Origin of the sequence: Bradyrhizobium sp. 172, assembly GCF_023101065.1 — a bacterium.
In the GTDB taxonomy this organism is placed as follows: Bacteria; Pseudomonadota; Alphaproteobacteria; order Rhizobiales; family Xanthobacteraceae; genus Bradyrhizobium; species Bradyrhizobium canariense_D.
In genome coordinates this window covers 4,546,019-4,560,445 of sequence record NZ_CP064701.1, presented here as the reverse complement: position 1 = coordinate 4,560,445, position 14,427 = coordinate 4,546,019, and the positions used below count along the sequence as shown (strand labels likewise).

The window sequence follows — 14,427 nt, the reverse complement described above, 5'->3', positions numbered from 1 at the left end:
GGGACCAGGTGCGGGATCGATGCAGGCTCTTTACGCTCAGCTACTGGTAGGACTGATCAACGGCTCGTTCTACGCGCTGCTCAGTCTCGGGCTTGCCGTGATCTTCGGCATGCTCAACATCATCAATTTCGCCCATGGCGCGCTCTACATGATGGGCGCGTTCGTCGCCTACTTCCTGCTGAACCTCGGCGGCATCAACTACTGGTGGGCGTTGCTGCTTGCGCCTGTTATCGTCGGCATCTTCGGCATGATCCTGGAACGGACCATGCTGCAATGGCTGACCGGGCTGGATCATCTCTACGGCCTGCTGCTGACCTTCGGCATTGCGCTGATCGTGCAGGGCGTGTTTCAGAACTACTTCGGCTCCTCCGGCCTGCCTTACGCCATTCCGGACCAGCTCAAGGGCGGCATGAATCTCGGCTTCATGTTCCTGCCGGTCTATCGCGGCTGGGTCGTCATCTTCTCGCTGGTGGTCTGCATCGCGACCTGGTTCCTGATCGAGAAGACGCGGCTCGGCGCCTATTTGCGCGCCGCCACCGAAAACCCGACGCTCGTGCGCGCCTTCGGCGTCAACGTGCCGCGCATGATCACGCTGACCTACGGCCTCGGTGTCGGCCTTGCAGCACTCGCCGGCGTGCTGTCGGCGCCGATCAACCAGGTGCGGCCGTTGATGGGCGCCGACCTCATCATCGTGGTGTTCGCGGTGGTCGTGATCGGCGGCATGGGATCGATCATGGGCTCCATCATCACCGGCTTCGCGCTCGGTGTGATCGAAGGCCTGACCAAATATTTCTACCCCGAGGCCTCCAACACCGTCGTGTTCGTGCTGATGGTGCTGGTGCTCTTGGTGAAGCCAACGGGATTGACGGGAAGGGCGGCCTGATATGACAGCCTTGACGGACGACACGCTGCCGGTAACCCCGCGCGCGATCCGCGACGAGATGATCGTGTTCGTGGTGATGGCGCTGCTGCTGGCTTCGGTGCCATTCACGGGGGTCTACCCGTTCTTCGTGATGCAGGCGCTGTGCTTCGCGCTGCTCGCCTGCGCCTTCAACCTGCTGATCGGCTACGGCGGTTTACTGTCCTTCGGCCATGCGATGTTCCTGGGCACGGCCGGCTATTGCAGCGCGCATGCGCTGAAAGTATGGGCGCTGCCGCCGGAACTCGGCATCCTCGTCGGGGTCGCCGGTGCCTTCGTGCTCTCGCTCATCACGGGCTATATCTCGATCCGCCGCCAGGGCATCTATTTCTCGATGATCACGCTGGCGCTGTCGCAGCTCTTGTACTTCATCTACCTCCAGGCGCCGTTCACCCATGGCGAAGACGGTATCCAGGGCATTCCGCAGGGACGCATGTTCGGCGTCTTCGATCTGACCAAGCCCACCGTGCTCTACTACGTGGTGCTGGTCGGTTTCCTCGCCGGCTTCCTGCTGATCTTCCGCATCATCAACTCGCCGTTCGGCGAAGTCCTCAAGGCGATCCGCGAGAACGAGCCGCGCGCGATCTCGCTGGGTTACCGCACCGATCAGTACAAGTTCCTGGCTTTCGTCCTGTCGGGCACGCTGGCCGGCTTTGCCGGTGCGCTGAAAGTCTTCGTGGCGCAGAATGCCTCGCTCACCGACGTGCACTGGTCGATGTCGGGCGAAGTCGTGCTGATGACGCTGGTCGGCGGACTCGGAACCGTCTTCGGTCCCGTGGTCGGTGCCTTCGTGATCATCGCCATGCAGCAATATCTGGCGGGGTTCGGCCAATGGGTGACCGTGATCCAGGGCTCGATCTTCGTGATCTGCGTGCTCACCTTCCGCCGTGGCGTCATCGGCGAAATCGCGCATTACTTCCGGCGGTCGCTGTAAGTCGTTGATATAATAGAAGATGTGTTGACGCGCGAAAGCGGTGGATGATCCGGCTCCACGGGCGTGAGGTGGCACGCGCGTGGATCGAAAATGGTCTATGACAGTTTCATGACGGCCCGCTTGGGCCAGGCCATCATCCAACCGGTAGTCTCTCTCCCATGATGCGATTGTTTCGCGCTTTCCTGCCGAAGGAAGAACGGTTCTTCGACCTGTTCGACCGCCACGCCCAGACCGTGATCCAGGGCTCGATCGCGCTCCAGAGCATGCTCAACGGGGGCGAGGAGACGCCGGTCTATTGCCAGCGCGTCAACCAGTTCGAGAACGATGCCGACAACATCACCCGTGAGGTGCTGACCGCGGTGCGCCGCACCTTCATCACCCCGTTCGACCGCGGCGACATCAAGAACCTGATCACCTCGATGGACGACGCCATCGACCAGATGCAGCAGACCGCAAAGGCCGTGATGCTGTTCGAGGTCCGCAGCTTCGAGCCGCCGATGCGGGAGATCGGCGGGCTTCTGATCGAATGCGCCAATCTGGTCGGCCGCGCGCTGCCGCTGATGCAGAAGATCGGTCAGAACGTGGCCATGCTGACCGCGATCACGGAAGAGCTTGGCAAGCTGGAAGGCCGCGTCGACGATCTCCATGATATCGGGCTGAAGGAACTGTTCCTCAAGCATCGCGGCGGCAACGCGATGGATTTCATCGTCGGCGCAGAGATCTACGACCATCTCGAGAAAGTCGCCGACCGCTTCGACGACGTCGCGAACGAGATCAACAGCATCGTCATCGAGCAAGTTTAGGGCAGGGGCCACGCCGTGGATGTTGCGTTGGGTCTTCCCGTCCTTGTCGGATTGATCGCCGTCGCGCTGCTGTTCGACTTCCTGAACGGCCTGCACGACGCCGCCAATTCGATCGCGACCATCGTCTCGACCCGCGTGCTGCGGCCGCAATACGCGGTGTTCTGGGCCGCGTTCTTCAACTTCGTCGCCTTCATGGTGTTCGGGCTGCACGTTGCCCAGACTATCGGCACCGGCATCATCGATCCCGCGATCGTGGATGCTCAGGTGATCTTCGCCGCGCTGGTCGGCGCCATCGTCTGGAACCTGGTGACATGGGCGCTCGGCATCCCATCGTCCTCGTCTCATGCATTGATCGGCGGCTTGTTTGGTGCCGGCGTGGCCAAAGCCGGCCTTTCAGCGGCGGTCTGGAGCGGGTTGTCCAAGACGGTGATCGCCATCGTGCTGTCTCCGCTGGTCGGCTTCCTGCTCGCGATGGTGCTGGTCGCGATCGTCTCCTGGGCCTCGGTGCGCTCCACGCCCTTTGCCGTGGATCGCGCCTTCCGCATCCTGCAATTCGCCTCCGCCTCGCTCTATTCGCTCGGCCATGGTGGTAACGACGCTCAGAAGACCATGGGCATCATCGCCGTGCTGCTCTATTCGCAGGGCCAGCTCGGCGGCGAATTCTTCGTACCCTTCTGGGTGGTGCTCTCGTGCCAGGCCGCGATGGCGATGGGGACGCTGATGGGCGGCTGGCGCATCGTCCGCACCATGGGCCTGCGCATCACCAGGCTGACCCCGATGCAGGGCTTTTGCGCCGAGACCGGCGGTGCCGCGACCCTGTTCATGGCGACCTTTCTCGGTGTTCCGGTCTCGACCACCCACACCATCACCGGCGCCATCGTCGGCGTCGGCGCGGCCCGCCGCCTCTCGGCGGTGCGCTGGAACGTCGCCAGCTCGATAGTCTATGCCTGGGTGATCACGATGCCGGCCTCGGCCATCGTCGCCGCGCTGAGCTGGTGGGCGGTCAAGATCTTCGTCAGGTAACCAGCTTCAGTCCGACAATGCCGGCGACGATCAGCCCGATGCTGGCGAGGCGGAACGCGGTGGCCGGCTCGCCGAACAGGACGATGCCGAGCGTCGCGGTGCCGACCGCACCGATGCCGGTCCAGACCGCATAAGCGGTTCCAATCGGCAGCGATTTGAGAGCGAGCCCGAGCAGGATGATGCTGCCGGCCATGGCGCCGAGCGTGAGGATTGACGGAACGAGCCTGGTGAACCCCTCGGTATATTTGAGGCCGATGGCCCAGGAGATCTCCAGCAGACCGGCGACGAACAGGATGCTCCAGGCCATGACGACCCTCCATTCAAGGCAGGGTCGTCCCCGCGACTGGTGTGCTGATAGCAAGGGAAGGCCGTCCCTCCCAACCCAAGCCCGATATGGGGCTGGCCGGAAGCCTCCGCAATCACCAGATCAGGCTTGATCAGGCTCATTTTCCCTGCCAAACGCTGCCGCAATGTCCGACATCGCCACCACAGCCGAATCGACGGCCCCTTCCTCGCTTGCCGCTGAAGTGTCGCGGCGGCGTACCTTTGCGATCATCTCGCATCCGGACGCCGGCAAGACCACGCTGACCGAAAAGCTGCTGCTGTTCGGTGGCGCCATCAATCTGGCCGGCCAGGTCAAGGCCAAGGGCGAGCGGCGCAACACGCGTTCGGACTGGATGAAGATCGAGCGCGAGCGCGGCATCTCGGTCGTGACCTCGGTCATGACCTTCGAGTTCGAGGGCCTCGTGTTCAACCTGCTGGACACGCCGGGCCACGAGGACTTTTCGGAAGACACCTATCGCACGCTCACGGCGGTCGATTCCGCCGTCATGGTGATCGACGCCGCCAAGGGCATCGAGGCGCGCACCCGAAAGCTGTTCGAGGTGTGTCGTCTTCGGGATATCCCGATCATCACCTTCATCAACAAGATGGACCGCGAGAGCCGCGACGTCTTCGACCTTCTCGACGAGATCGAGAAGACGCTGGCGCTCGATACCACGCCGATGACCTGGCCTGTCGGCCGCGGCCGCGAGTTCCTCGGCACCTATGACGTCGTCAATGGCGGCGTGCGCCTGCTCGAAGGCGGTGGCGCCAAAACTGGCGCGGCGCAGCAGATCGAGATCGCCGAGCTCGCCAAGCTCAATGCCAATCTCGACGTGTCGGCGGTCAAGGACGAGCTCGAACTCGTCACCGCGGCTTCAAAACCGTTCGAGCTCGAAGCGTTTCGCGAGGGTCATCTGACGCCGGTTTATTTCGGCAGCGCGCTGCGCAATTTCGGCGTCGGTGACCTGCTGCAAGGACTCGGCAAGTTCGCGCCCGAGCCGCGCGCGCAGGAGAGCGACCAGCGCAAGGTCGAAGCCACCGACCCGCGCATGAGCGCCTTCGTGTTCAAGATCCAGGCCAACATGGATCCCAACCACCGCGACCGCATCGCTTTCGCCCGCCTCTGCTCCGGCAAGCTGAGCCGCGGCATGAAGGCGAAGCTCGTGCGCACCGGCAAGAGCATGCCGCTGTCCAGCCCGCAATTCTTCTTCGCGCAGGACCGTTCGGTTGCGGACGAGGCTTATGCCGGCGACGTCGTCGGCATTCCCAATCACGGCACGCTGCGCATCGGCGACACGCTGACCGACGGTGAGGATTTCAACTTCGTGGGCGTGCCGAGCTTTGCGCCGGAAATCGTCCGCCGCGTGCGTCTCACCGATGCCATGAAAGCGAAGAAGCTGAAGGAAGCGCTTCAGCAGATGTCGGAAGAGGGCGTGGTGCAGGTATTCCGCCCGCGCGACGGCGCACCGGCGTTGGTTGGCGTCGTTGGCGCACTCCAGCTCGACGTGCTGAAGGCCCGGCTGGATGCGGAATATTCCCTCCCAGTCGAATTCGAGGTCAGCGAGTTCCAGCTCGCGCGCTGGGTCTCTTCGGACGACCGCAAGAAGCTCGATACCTTCATCGCTGCCAACACCTCCAGCATCGCCGACGATGTCGACGGGGATCCCGTCTATCTGGCGCGGAACGAGTTCTATCTCGGCTACACAAGGGAACGTGCCGAGGGCATCGAGTTCACCAACGTCAAGGACGTCAAGAAGAAGGGCTAGGGCGTAGCTCCGTCCGCTCCTCACCCTCCGCTGTCATGCCCCGGCTTGACCGGGGCATCCAGTACGCCGCGGCTTCCCGGCTCAATCACAGACGTCCCGGAGTACTGGGTCGCCCGGTCAAGCCGGGCGACGACACCGAGGTTGAACGCGAGCACGTGAACGCCGGCGATCTTGACGTTGTCGGAGGTAATGCCACGTTTTACTCTTGCGGTATTGTGAGATCGCATGATGTGGCGCGGCATCCTTGTTTTTCTCCTGCTGGCGATCTCGATCGTTGCCGCCGACGCGCGGCCGCGACAGATCAACCCAATTCCGTTTTCGCACGAGCCATGCAGTGTGCTCGACGGCCGGCCCTGCACGCCGTCCTATTGCAGCCCGCTTGAGCCTGGTCCCTGTATTCCCGAGATCGACTATCCCTATGGGCAGAACCTCCAGCTCACGATCCAAAGCGTGCCAGCGGACGCCGATCGCGCCAAATATCAGAAGCCCGATCACGATCTCGATACGATCGGCGATCTCTTCGCCGAGCTGCGCACCTGCTGGTCACCGCCATCGGACAATGCGCGCGCGGGCATGCAGATCGCCGTGCGTTTCAGCTTCAACAAATCGGGCGGCCTGATCGGCCCGCCGCGCCTGACCTATGCGACCGCAGGCGTCCCCGCCGAGACGAGAACCTCCTACCTCAATGCGATCAATTCATCGTTGAACGCCTGCCTGCCGCTGAAATTCACCGGCGGCCTTGGCGGTGCCATCGCCGGGCGGCCGATCGCGATCCGGTATGTCGACAATCGCGAGATCGGCAAGTAGCGCATCAGTTGCGACCCGCGGCCAATCGATGATACGCCATGGGCTGGGGCGCTGGTTGAGGGGAGAATCTCGTGGGTCTGCTGGTTATGATCCTGGGGCTTGCGCTGTTTTTTGCGGCGCATGTGTTCACGACGAAACGCGATGCACGCGCGCAGGCCATCGCGAGAGTGGGCGAGGGGACCTACAAGATCCTCTATTCGCTTGCCTCGCTTGCGGGGCTCGCACTGATCATCTGGGGCTTCGCGCATTATCGCGCGACCGGCTGGATCGACGTCTGGTATCCGCCGAAGGCGCTGAAGCACATCACGCTCGCACTGATGCTGCCCGCGGTCATCCTGGTGGTTGCGTCCTATCTGCGCGGCCGCATTTACGCGACACTGAAGCATCCGATGCTGGCCGGCATCAAGCTGTGGGCGGCGGCGCATCTTCTGGCCAATGGCGATCTCGGCTCCATCATCCTGTTCGGGTCCTTTCTGGGCTGGGCGGTGTATGACCGCATCACGCTGAAGCGTCGCACCGATGGCGGCGGTCCGCCGATTCCGGTCGGCGGCGTCACCAACGATCTGATCGCGGTCGTGGTTGGAATCGTCGCTTATCTGGCGCTGGCTTTTGCGTTCCATCCCGTCGTCATCGGCGTTCCCGTGATGGGCGGCTAGCCGATCAGCACAAGACAGGACCGCATGCCCGTGCGCGGAAGATAACGAAAGTAACAAGCCAAGGGCAATCCGATGGACTGGCCGCATTCTCAGATCCCGCCAATGCGGTTCGAGGCGCGCTTCGGCGATCGGGTGGTACCGGCATTTTGCGATCGGCCGTCGAGCCTGTGGGCGATGATTGCGGACGCCTGCGCCCGCAATCCCGACGGCGAAGCGCTGATCTCAGGCGGTGTCCGGCTGAGCTGGCGGCAGGCCGTCGAGCAGGCTGCGCGGATCGCGGCGGGATTTCGCAAGCTCGGATTGCAGCGCGGCGATCGTGTCGCGATCCTGCTCGGCAACCGCGTCGAATTCCCGCTGCTGCTGTTTGCTGCCGCGCATGAGGGGCTTGTCACGGTGCTGCTCAGCACGCGGCAGCAGAAGCCGGAAATCGCCTATGTGCTCGCCGACTGCGGCGCCAAGATCCTGATCCACGAGGCGGCACTTGCGGAGCGGCTGCCGGACGCACTGGACGTGCCCGATGTGATCGACCGCATCGCCATCGACCACGATCCGGCTCTGTCGGATTTCGCGGTGCTCGTCGACAACGCCCCGGCCGCGGCGCCGGTCGAGACGAGCGAGGAGGACACCGCGATGATCCTCTACACCTCGGGCACGACAGGCAAGCCGAAGGGCGCGATGCTGGCCCATTGCAACATCGTCCATTCCTCGATGATCTTCATGTCCTGCCTGCAATTGACGGCGGCCGACCGTTCGATCGCGGCAGTGCCGCTCGGCCATGTCACCGGCGTGGTCGCCAACATCACGACGATGATCTGCTGCGGTGGCGCGTTGATCATCATGCCGGAGTTCAAAGCCGGCGAATATCTCAAGCTCGCCGCGCGCGAGCGCGTCACCTACACGGTGATGGTGCCGGCGATGTACAATCTGTGCCTGCTCCAGCCCGATATCGAGAGCTACGATCTGTCGAGCTGGCGCATCGGCGGCTTTGGCGGCGCACCGATGCCGGTTGCCACCATCGAGAAGCTCAAGGCGATCATTCCCGGCCTCGCGCTGGCGAATTGCTACGGTGCGACCGAGACCACGTCGCCGTCCACGATCATGCCGGGCGAGTTGACGGAAAGCCATATCGACAGCGTCGGACTGCCGTGTCCGGGTGCACGCATCCTGGCGATGGACGCGGACGGGCGTGAGCTGCCGCCTGGGGAAATCGGCGAGCTCTGGATCCAGAGTGCCTCCGTCATCAAGGGCTATTGGAACAATCCGAAAGCCACGGCCGAAAGCTTCACCAGCGGGTTCTGGCATTCCGGCGATCTCGGCTCGGTCGACGCGGAGGGATTTGTCCGGGTGTTCGACCGGCAGAAGGACATGATCAACCGCGGCGGCCTGAAGATCTATTCGGCCGAGGTCGAGTCCGTGCTGGCCGGCCACCCGGCCGTGGTTGAGAGCGCGATCGTCGCCAAGACGTGCCCGGTGCTGGGCGAACGCGTCCACGCCGTGGTGGTGGCGCGTGCGCCGGTGGACAGCGAGGCCTTGCGCGCCTGGTGCGCGGAACGGCTGTCCGACTACAAGGTCCCGGAGACCATGGTGATCACCGCGGAGCCGCTGCCGCGCAATGCCAATGGCAAGGTGCTGAAGCGACAGCTGCGGGAGCTGTTGGGAAATTGACCCGGGGAGGCGGTCTCTCGGGCTGTCCCGGGTGGTTAACGCCTTGATCGGGCTCGCTTTGCCTTGCCACCGCCATATCGTTAGGGTACCCCGCCGCCACGTGGGGACGGGATTCCTGACGCGAACGCTTTGGCGCGCGCACCCGGACGGGCATGGGATTAGCATAAGTGTCTGAATTATTTGACGAAGTCGACGAGGAAGTACGTCGCGAACAGCTCAAGAAGCTGTGGGATAAATATTCGATCGTCTTTATCGCACTGATGGTGCTGATCGTCGCCGCCGTGGGTGGCTGGCGCGGTTACCAATATCTTGAAGCCAAGAAGGCTGCCGAGGCCGGTGCTGCCTTCGAGAAGGCCGCTGAGCTGTCCGAGCAGGACAAGCATGCGGAGGCCGAGGCGGCCTTCACCGAGCTCGCTGCCAAGGCTCCATCGGGCTATCGCACCCTGGCGCGGCTGCGTGCTGCGGCCGAGGCGGCGGCCCGCGATCCCAAGGCAGGCGCCAAGCTGTATGACGACATCGCCGCCGACCGCAGTGTAGGCGGCGAGTGGCAGGATCTGGCAAAGATCCGCGCCGCCGGTCTCCTGCTCGACAGCGCCGGCTATGCGGACATGCAGCAGCGGCTGGAAGCCTCGACCGCACCCAAATCGACCTTCCGTCACACCGCCCGCGAGATGCTGGCGCTGTCGGCCTGGCGCAACAACGATGTGACTGCGGCCCGCAAATGGCTCGACGCGATTGCCGAGGACGGCGAAACGCCGCCCGGCCTGCGCTCACGCGCCGAGGCGCTGCAGGCCCTGCTGCCGCCCGTAGCGAAGAGCTGAGCCGAGAGCTGAGACGAGATACCGACATGCGCCGCACGCCACGCTTGATCGCAACCGCCGTCCTGATCGCCTTCACGGGCGTGCTGGGCGGTTGCTCCAGCTTCGATCCGAGCGACATGCTCGACTTCCTCGACACCAAGAAGAAGCTGCCGGGCGACCGCAAGCCGGTGTTCCCGGAAGGCGTGCCCGGCCTCGAGCAAGGCGTTCCGAAGGATATGTACAAGGGCGCCCAGCAACAGCCCGATCCGAACGGACCCGCCGTTGCGGCTCTGCCCACCGAGCCTGCGCCCGAGCCGAAGCCGGCGAAGGGTGCCAAGGCGAAAAAGACCAGGCAGCCGGCCACCGCAGCCGTCGCGCCGGCTGAGGCGCCCGCCGGCGAAGTCGACGGCGAGGCCCAGCCCGAGGCCGCGCCGCCCGCGGCCACGCCGCCGCCCAGGCAGAAGATCGTGCGCAAGCGCACCACCGCGCCGCCGCCCGATCAATCCGTCCAGCAGGCGCAACCGACCCAGACCACCCAGCAGCAAACGCAGGGCGCCTTCCCGGCGCCCATGCCGAGCGGCAGCTTCTCGCGCTGATTTTTTCATTTCATTGACAGGCGCGGCTCCGGCAGCGCACGAATGACCCATGTCCTTTAAGATTGCCATTATCGGCCGACCCAATGTCGGCAAGTCGACGCTGTTCAACCGTCTGGTCGGGCAGAAGCTCGCGCTTGTCGATGACCTCCCCGGCGTCACCCGCGACCGCCGCGAGGGCGAGGCCAGGCTCGGCGATCTCGACTTCACGATCATCGACACCGCCGGCCTCGATGAGGGTGCCAAGGGCTCGCTGACCGCCCGCATGCAGGAGCAGACGGAGGCCGCGATCGCACAGGCCGACGCGCTGTTCTTCGTGATTGATGCCCGCATGGGCCTCACGCCCAACGATCGCGCCTTCGCCGATTTCGCCCGCAAGGCCAACAAGCCGGTGATGCTCGTCGCGAACAAGAGCGAAGGCAAGCACGGCGATGCCGGCGCGATGGAGGCTTTCGCGCTCGGCCTCGGCGATCCCATCCAGATCTCGGCCGAGCATGGCGAGGGCCTGGGTGAGCTCTATGACGCCTTGAGAGAGCTGATGCCGGAGCCCGTCGAGGAGGATGAGGTCGAGGACGACGAGCCGCTGACGGAGGAAGAGGCGGCCACGCGTCCGATCCGGGTCGCGATCGTCGGCCGGCCCAACGCCGGCAAGTCGACGATGATCAATCATCTGCTCGGCGAGGAGCGCCTGCTGACGAGCCCGGAGGCGGGTACCACGCGCGATTCCATCGCGGTCGAGATCAACTGGAAGGGGCGCGAGTTTCGGGTGTTCGACACCGCAGGTCTGCGCCGGCGCTCGCGGATCGAGGAGAAGCTCGAGAAGCTCTCGGTCGCCGACGCACTGCGCGCGGTGCGCTTTGCCGAAGTCGTCGTGATGATGATGGATGCGCAGAACCGCTTCGAGGAGCAGGATCTTCGCATTGCCGACCTGATCGAGCGCGAGGGTCGGGCCGTCGTGCTCGCCGTCAACAAATGGGACCTGATGGAAAGCAAGGGCGGCGGCGCGATCTCGAACCTGCGCCGCGATGCCGATCACTTGCTGCCGCAGATCAAGGGCGTGCCGATCGTCGCCGTCTCCGGCTTGATGGGCGAGGGCATCGATCGATTGATGCAGGCGATCCAGGATGCCTATGCGCTTTGGAACAGGCGTGTGTCGACCGCGGCGCTGAACCGCTGGTTCGAGGAGGCGGTCCAAGCCAATCCGCCGCCGGCCGTGTCCGGACGACGACTCAAGCTGAACTACATCACGCAGACCAAGGCCCGCCCGCCAAGCTTCGTGTTGTTCTGCTCGCGTGCGGACGCGGTACCGCAGTCGTATCTGCGATATCTCACCAATTCGCTGCGTGAGGCCTTCGAGCTGCCGGGCACGCCGGTGCGCATCACCTTGCGCGAGAAGGCCAATCCGTTCGCCCACAAGCGCAAGCGGCCGTCGTGAGCAACGACGCCGGCGAGGCGATGGCGCAGGGCGCAGCGCCAGTCCGGCGCGGTGCGGTCGCCTTCATCTTCGTCACCATCCTGCTCGACATGCTCGCGCTCGGCGTGATCATGCCGATCCTGCCAAAACTGATCGAGAGCTTCGTCGACAACGACACGGCCCATGCGGCCCGCATCTTCGGCCTGTTCGGCACCGCCTGGGCGCTGATGCAGTTCGTATTCTCGCCGGTGCTCGGCGCGCTGTCGGACCGCTTCGGGCGGCGGCCGGTGGTGCTGCTGTCGAATTTCGGGCTCGCGGCAGACTATGTGCTGATGGCGCTGGCGCCGTCGCTGGTCTGGCTGTTCGTCGGCCGCGTCATCTCGGGCATCACCTCGGCCAGCATCTCGACCGCCTTTGCCTATATCGCCGACATCACGCCGCCGGAGCGGCGCGCAGCGGTGTTCGGCAGGATTGGCGCTGCATTCGGCGCCGGCTTCGTGCTGGGCCCGGCGCTGGGCGGCCTGCTCGGCGATATCGATCCGCGCCTGCCGTTCTGGGCCTCGGCGGCCTTGAGCTTCGCCAATGCGCTCTATGGGCTCTTCGTCCTGCCGGAATCGTTGGCGCCGGACAAGCGCGCGCCGTTCCGCTGGAGGAGCGCCAATCCGCTCGGAGCGCTCCGCCTGCTGCGTTCCAACGCGGTGCTCGCCGCGCTGTCCGTCGTCAATTTCATCGCGCAGGTCGCGCATGTCGTGTTGCCCTCGACCTTCGTGCTCTACGCCACTTATCGCTACGGCTGGGATTCGAAAACCGTGGGGCTGACGCTGGCGATGGTCGGCATCTGCGCGATGGTGGTGCAGGGGCTCGCGATCGGCCCGATCGTGCGTGTGCTCGGCGAGCGGAACGCCTTGTTGCTCGGCCTGTGCTGTGGCGCGATTGGCTTCGTGATCTTCGGCGCGGCGCCGACCGGGCCGCTGTTCTGGATCGGCATTCCCGTGATGTCGCTGTGGGGCATTTCGGGCGCCGCCATGCAATCGCTGATGACGCGGCTGGTCGCGCCGGATCAGCAGGGCCAGTTGCAGGGCGCGACCGCGAGCGTGCAGAGCGTGTCGCAGCTCGTCGGCCCGTTCCTGTTCACGCTGACGTTTTCATATTTCATCGGCGCCAGCGCGCCGTGGCAGCTGCCCGGCGCGCCGTTCCTGCTCGCGGCGGTGCTGATGGTGGCGTGCGCGGCGATCGCGGTGCGGGCGCTGGCTGTCGCCAAGGGGCCTTGAAGAGGGCCGTCATGGCCGGGCTTGTCCCGGCCATCCACGTTCTTGGTCCGGTCCAGAACGTAGATGTCCGGGACAAGCCCGGGCATGACGTCGTGGAGGCAGTTGCGCAATTGCTACGCCCTTACTTCTTCACCAGCGGGCACTCGCTGTCCTTGAGCGGCTTGGCCGCGTCTTCCGCCGCGATCGTGGCGATCTGCTTGTAGTAATCCCACGGTCCCTTCGATTCGTCGGGCTTCTTCACCTCGAACAGATAGGCCGGGATGAGACGACGCCCATCCTCGCGCAGCGGACCCTTGCCGAACAGCGGATCGTCGGTCGGAAGCTCCTTCATCTTGGCGACGACCTTGGCGCCGTCATGCGGATTGCTGCCGAGCGCGTCCATCGCCTTGAGATAATGCAGCACCATCGCGTAATTGCCGGCCTGCGTCATGGAGGGCATCGCATTCTTGTTGGCCAGCGCCGAGAATCGCTTCGACCAGGCGCGGGTCTGCTCGTTCATGTCCCAGTAGAAGGATTCCGTGAAGGTCAGGCCCTGGGCGGTCTTCAGACCCAGCGAATGCACGTCGTTGATGAACAGCAGCAGCGCCGCGAGCTTCTGCCCGCCCTGCACAATGCCGAACTCGGCGGCCTGCTTGATCGAGTTCGTGGTGTCGCCGCCGGCATTGGCAAGGCCCACCACCTTGGCCTTGGACGATTGCGCCTGCAGCAGGAAGGACGAGAAGTCCGCGGTATTGATCGGATGCTTGACGCTGCCGAGCACCTTGCCGCCGTTCGCAGTCACGACCGCGGTGGTGTCGCGTTCGAGCGCATGGCCGAAGGCATAATCTGCGGTCAGGAAAAACCAGCTGTCGCCGCCGGCCTTGGTCAGCGCCTTGCCGGTGCCGTTGGCCAACATGTAGGTGTCGTAGGTATAGGAGACCGTGTTCGGCGTGCAGGCCTTGCCGGTCAGGTCGGCGGAGGCCGCGCCGGAATTGAGCAGCACCGAGTTCTTTTCCTTGACCAGGTTGCTGACCGCCAGGGCGACACCGGAATTCGGCGTGTCGGCGATCGCATCGACCTTGTCGTTGTCGATCCATTGCCGGGCAATGTTGACGCCGACGTCCGGCTTGTTCTGATGGTCGCCGCTGATGACGTCGATCTTCCAGCCCTTCTTGAGCAGGCCGGAATCCTCAACGGCCATCTTGATTGCGACCACGGAGTTCGGGCCGCCGATGTCGGCATAGAGGCTCGACATGTCGTTGAGCACGCCGATCTTGACGGTCTTGTCTTGAGCGAAGGCGGATGTGGCAAAACCGAAGGCGGCACAGGCCAGAAGGGCCGCGGAGCGGCGCGCGAACGTCGTCGTCATAAAAGGTTTCCTCCATTGTCAAACATGCGGACGGCTCTCTTGAACGGAGCCTTGTTCCGGCTGATGGCTCTACCGTGTCCCACGGCCGGCGGCAATGCGCCTAA

The 14,427-nt window shown here is 64.3% G+C and carries 15 protein-coding genes; 12 read left to right on the top strand and 3 right to left on the bottom strand.

Going from position 1 to position 14,427, the window contains the following annotated elements:
- Positions 1–19: 19 nt before the first annotated feature.
- From IVB07_RS22095 to IVB07_RS22080, 4 genes are all read left to right on the top strand, one after another.
- Positions 20–883 (top strand): branched-chain amino acid ABC transporter permease, encoded by an 864-nt coding sequence (locus IVB07_RS22095; RefSeq protein ID WP_018459151.1) that lies wholly within the window; start codon positions 20–22, stop codon positions 881–883.
- A 1-nt stretch (position 884) separates the two neighbouring features.
- Positions 885–1,853, top strand: a complete 969-nt coding sequence (locus IVB07_RS22090; protein ID WP_007592084.1) for a branched-chain amino acid ABC transporter permease — start codon at positions 885–887, stop codon at positions 1,851–1,853.
- A gap of 158 nt (positions 1,854–2,011) precedes the next feature.
- Positions 2,012–2,656 carry a DUF47 domain-containing protein gene (locus IVB07_RS22085; RefSeq protein WP_018459150.1) on the top strand — a complete coding sequence of 215 codons (645 nt, stop codon included), beginning with the start codon at positions 2,012–2,014 and terminating at the stop codon, positions 2,654–2,656.
- A 15-nt stretch (positions 2,657–2,671) separates the two neighbouring features.
- The gene (locus tag IVB07_RS22080; protein ID WP_026233745.1) at positions 2,672–3,679 is read left to right on the top strand and encodes an inorganic phosphate transporter; all 1,008 of its coding nucleotides are present in this window, start codon (positions 2,672–2,674) and stop codon (positions 3,677–3,679) included.
- Here the strand turns inward: IVB07_RS22080 and sugE are convergent.
- Positions 3,672–3,986, bottom strand: a complete 315-nt coding sequence (gene sugE / locus IVB07_RS22075) for a quaternary ammonium compound efflux SMR transporter SugE (RefSeq protein ID WP_018459148.1) — start codon at positions 3,984–3,986, stop codon at positions 3,672–3,674. The two genes, IVB07_RS22080 and sugE, sit on opposite strands and share 8 nt — an antisense overlap.
- A 163-nt stretch (positions 3,987–4,149) precedes the next feature.
- Here sugE and IVB07_RS22070 point away from each other — a divergent pair, with 163 nt between their 5' ends.
- Positions 4,150–5,769 (top strand): peptide chain release factor 3, encoded by a 1,620-nt coding sequence (locus IVB07_RS22070; protein WP_247766675.1) that lies wholly within the window; start codon positions 4,150–4,152, stop codon positions 5,767–5,769.
- A 20-nt stretch (positions 5,770–5,789) separates the two neighbouring features.
- Here the strand turns inward: IVB07_RS22070 and IVB07_RS22065 are convergent, their stop codons facing one another.
- On the bottom strand, positions 5,790–6,011 hold the full coding sequence (locus IVB07_RS22065) for a hypothetical protein (protein WP_157643098.1): 222 nt from the start codon (positions 6,009–6,011) through the stop codon (positions 5,790–5,792).
- On the opposite strand from IVB07_RS22065, the gene IVB07_RS22060 reads away from it, so the two are divergent.
- From IVB07_RS22060 to IVB07_RS22030, 7 genes are all read left to right on the top strand, one after another.
- Positions 5,998–6,576 (top strand): hypothetical protein, encoded by a 579-nt coding sequence (locus tag IVB07_RS22060; RefSeq protein ID WP_026233744.1) that lies wholly within the window; start codon positions 5,998–6,000, stop codon positions 6,574–6,576. The genes IVB07_RS22065 and IVB07_RS22060 overlap by 14 nt on opposite strands.
- Positions 6,577–6,647: 71 nt before the next feature.
- Positions 6,648–7,232 carry an NnrU family protein gene (locus IVB07_RS22055; RefSeq protein WP_026233743.1) on the top strand — a complete coding sequence of 195 codons (585 nt, stop codon included), beginning with the start codon at positions 6,648–6,650 and terminating at the stop codon, positions 7,230–7,232.
- Positions 7,233–7,304: 72 nt separating this feature from the next.
- The gene (locus IVB07_RS22050) at positions 7,305–8,897 is read left to right on the top strand and encodes a class I adenylate-forming enzyme family protein (RefSeq protein WP_247362958.1); all 1,593 of its coding nucleotides are present in this window, start codon (positions 7,305–7,307) and stop codon (positions 8,895–8,897) included.
- Positions 8,898–9,064: 167 nt separating this feature from the next.
- Positions 9,065–9,718: a tetratricopeptide repeat protein gene (locus IVB07_RS22045; RefSeq protein ID WP_018459142.1), complete on the top strand. Its 654-nt coding sequence runs from the start codon at positions 9,065–9,067 to the stop codon at positions 9,716–9,718.
- 26 nt (positions 9,719–9,744) lie between these two features.
- Complete coding sequence (locus IVB07_RS22040; protein WP_026233742.1) at positions 9,745–10,293, top strand: hypothetical protein; 549 nt, start codon at positions 9,745–9,747, stop codon at positions 10,291–10,293.
- A 49-nt stretch (positions 10,294–10,342) separates the two neighbouring features.
- A complete protein-coding gene (gene der, locus IVB07_RS22035) occupies positions 10,343–11,725 on the top strand; it encodes a ribosome biogenesis GTPase Der (protein ID WP_018459140.1) in 1,383 nt (460 codons plus the stop codon).
- The gene (locus IVB07_RS22030) at positions 11,722–12,975 is read left to right on the top strand and encodes a tetracycline resistance MFS efflux pump (protein WP_018459139.1); all 1,254 of its coding nucleotides are present in this window, start codon (positions 11,722–11,724) and stop codon (positions 12,973–12,975) included. The genes der and IVB07_RS22030 overlap by 4 nt, the downstream gene beginning before the upstream one ends.
- Positions 12,976–13,096: 121 nt before the next feature.
- Here IVB07_RS22030 and IVB07_RS22025 read toward each other — a convergent pair whose 3' ends face one another.
- Positions 13,097–14,323 (bottom strand): ABC transporter substrate-binding protein, encoded by a 1,227-nt coding sequence (locus IVB07_RS22025; RefSeq protein WP_018459138.1) that lies wholly within the window; start codon positions 14,321–14,323, stop codon positions 13,097–13,099.
- Positions 14,324–14,427 lie beyond the last annotated feature (104 nt).

Coding starts and splice junctions, on each gene's coding strand:
- IVB07_RS22095 (WP_018459151.1), top strand. CDS start 20: ATGCAGGCTCTTTACGCTCAGCTACTGGTAGGACTGATCAACGGCTCG.
- IVB07_RS22090 (WP_007592084.1), top strand. CDS start 885: ATGACAGCCTTGACGGACGACACGCTGCCGGTAACCCCGCGCGCGATC.
- IVB07_RS22085 (WP_018459150.1), top strand. CDS start 2,012: ATGATGCGATTGTTTCGCGCTTTCCTGCCGAAGGAAGAACGGTTCTTC.
- sugE (WP_018459148.1), bottom strand. CDS start 3,986: ATGGCCTGGAGCATCCTGTTCGTCGCCGGTCTGCTGGAGATCTCCTGG.
- IVB07_RS22070 (WP_247766675.1), top strand. CDS start 4,150: ATGTCCGACATCGCCACCACAGCCGAATCGACGGCCCCTTCCTCGCTT.
- IVB07_RS22060 (WP_026233744.1), top strand. CDS start 5,998: ATGTGGCGCGGCATCCTTGTTTTTCTCCTGCTGGCGATCTCGATCGTT.
- IVB07_RS22065 (WP_157643098.1), bottom strand. CDS start 6,011: ATGCCGCGCCACATCATGCGATCTCACAATACCGCAAGAGTAAAACGT.
- IVB07_RS22050 (WP_247362958.1), top strand. CDS start 7,305: ATGGACTGGCCGCATTCTCAGATCCCGCCAATGCGGTTCGAGGCGCGC.
- IVB07_RS22040 (WP_026233742.1), top strand. CDS start 9,745: ATGCGCCGCACGCCACGCTTGATCGCAACCGCCGTCCTGATCGCCTTC.
- der (WP_018459140.1), top strand. CDS start 10,343: ATGTCCTTTAAGATTGCCATTATCGGCCGACCCAATGTCGGCAAGTCG.
- IVB07_RS22025 (WP_018459138.1), bottom strand. CDS start 14,323: ATGACGACGACGTTCGCGCGCCGCTCCGCGGCCCTTCTGGCCTGTGCC.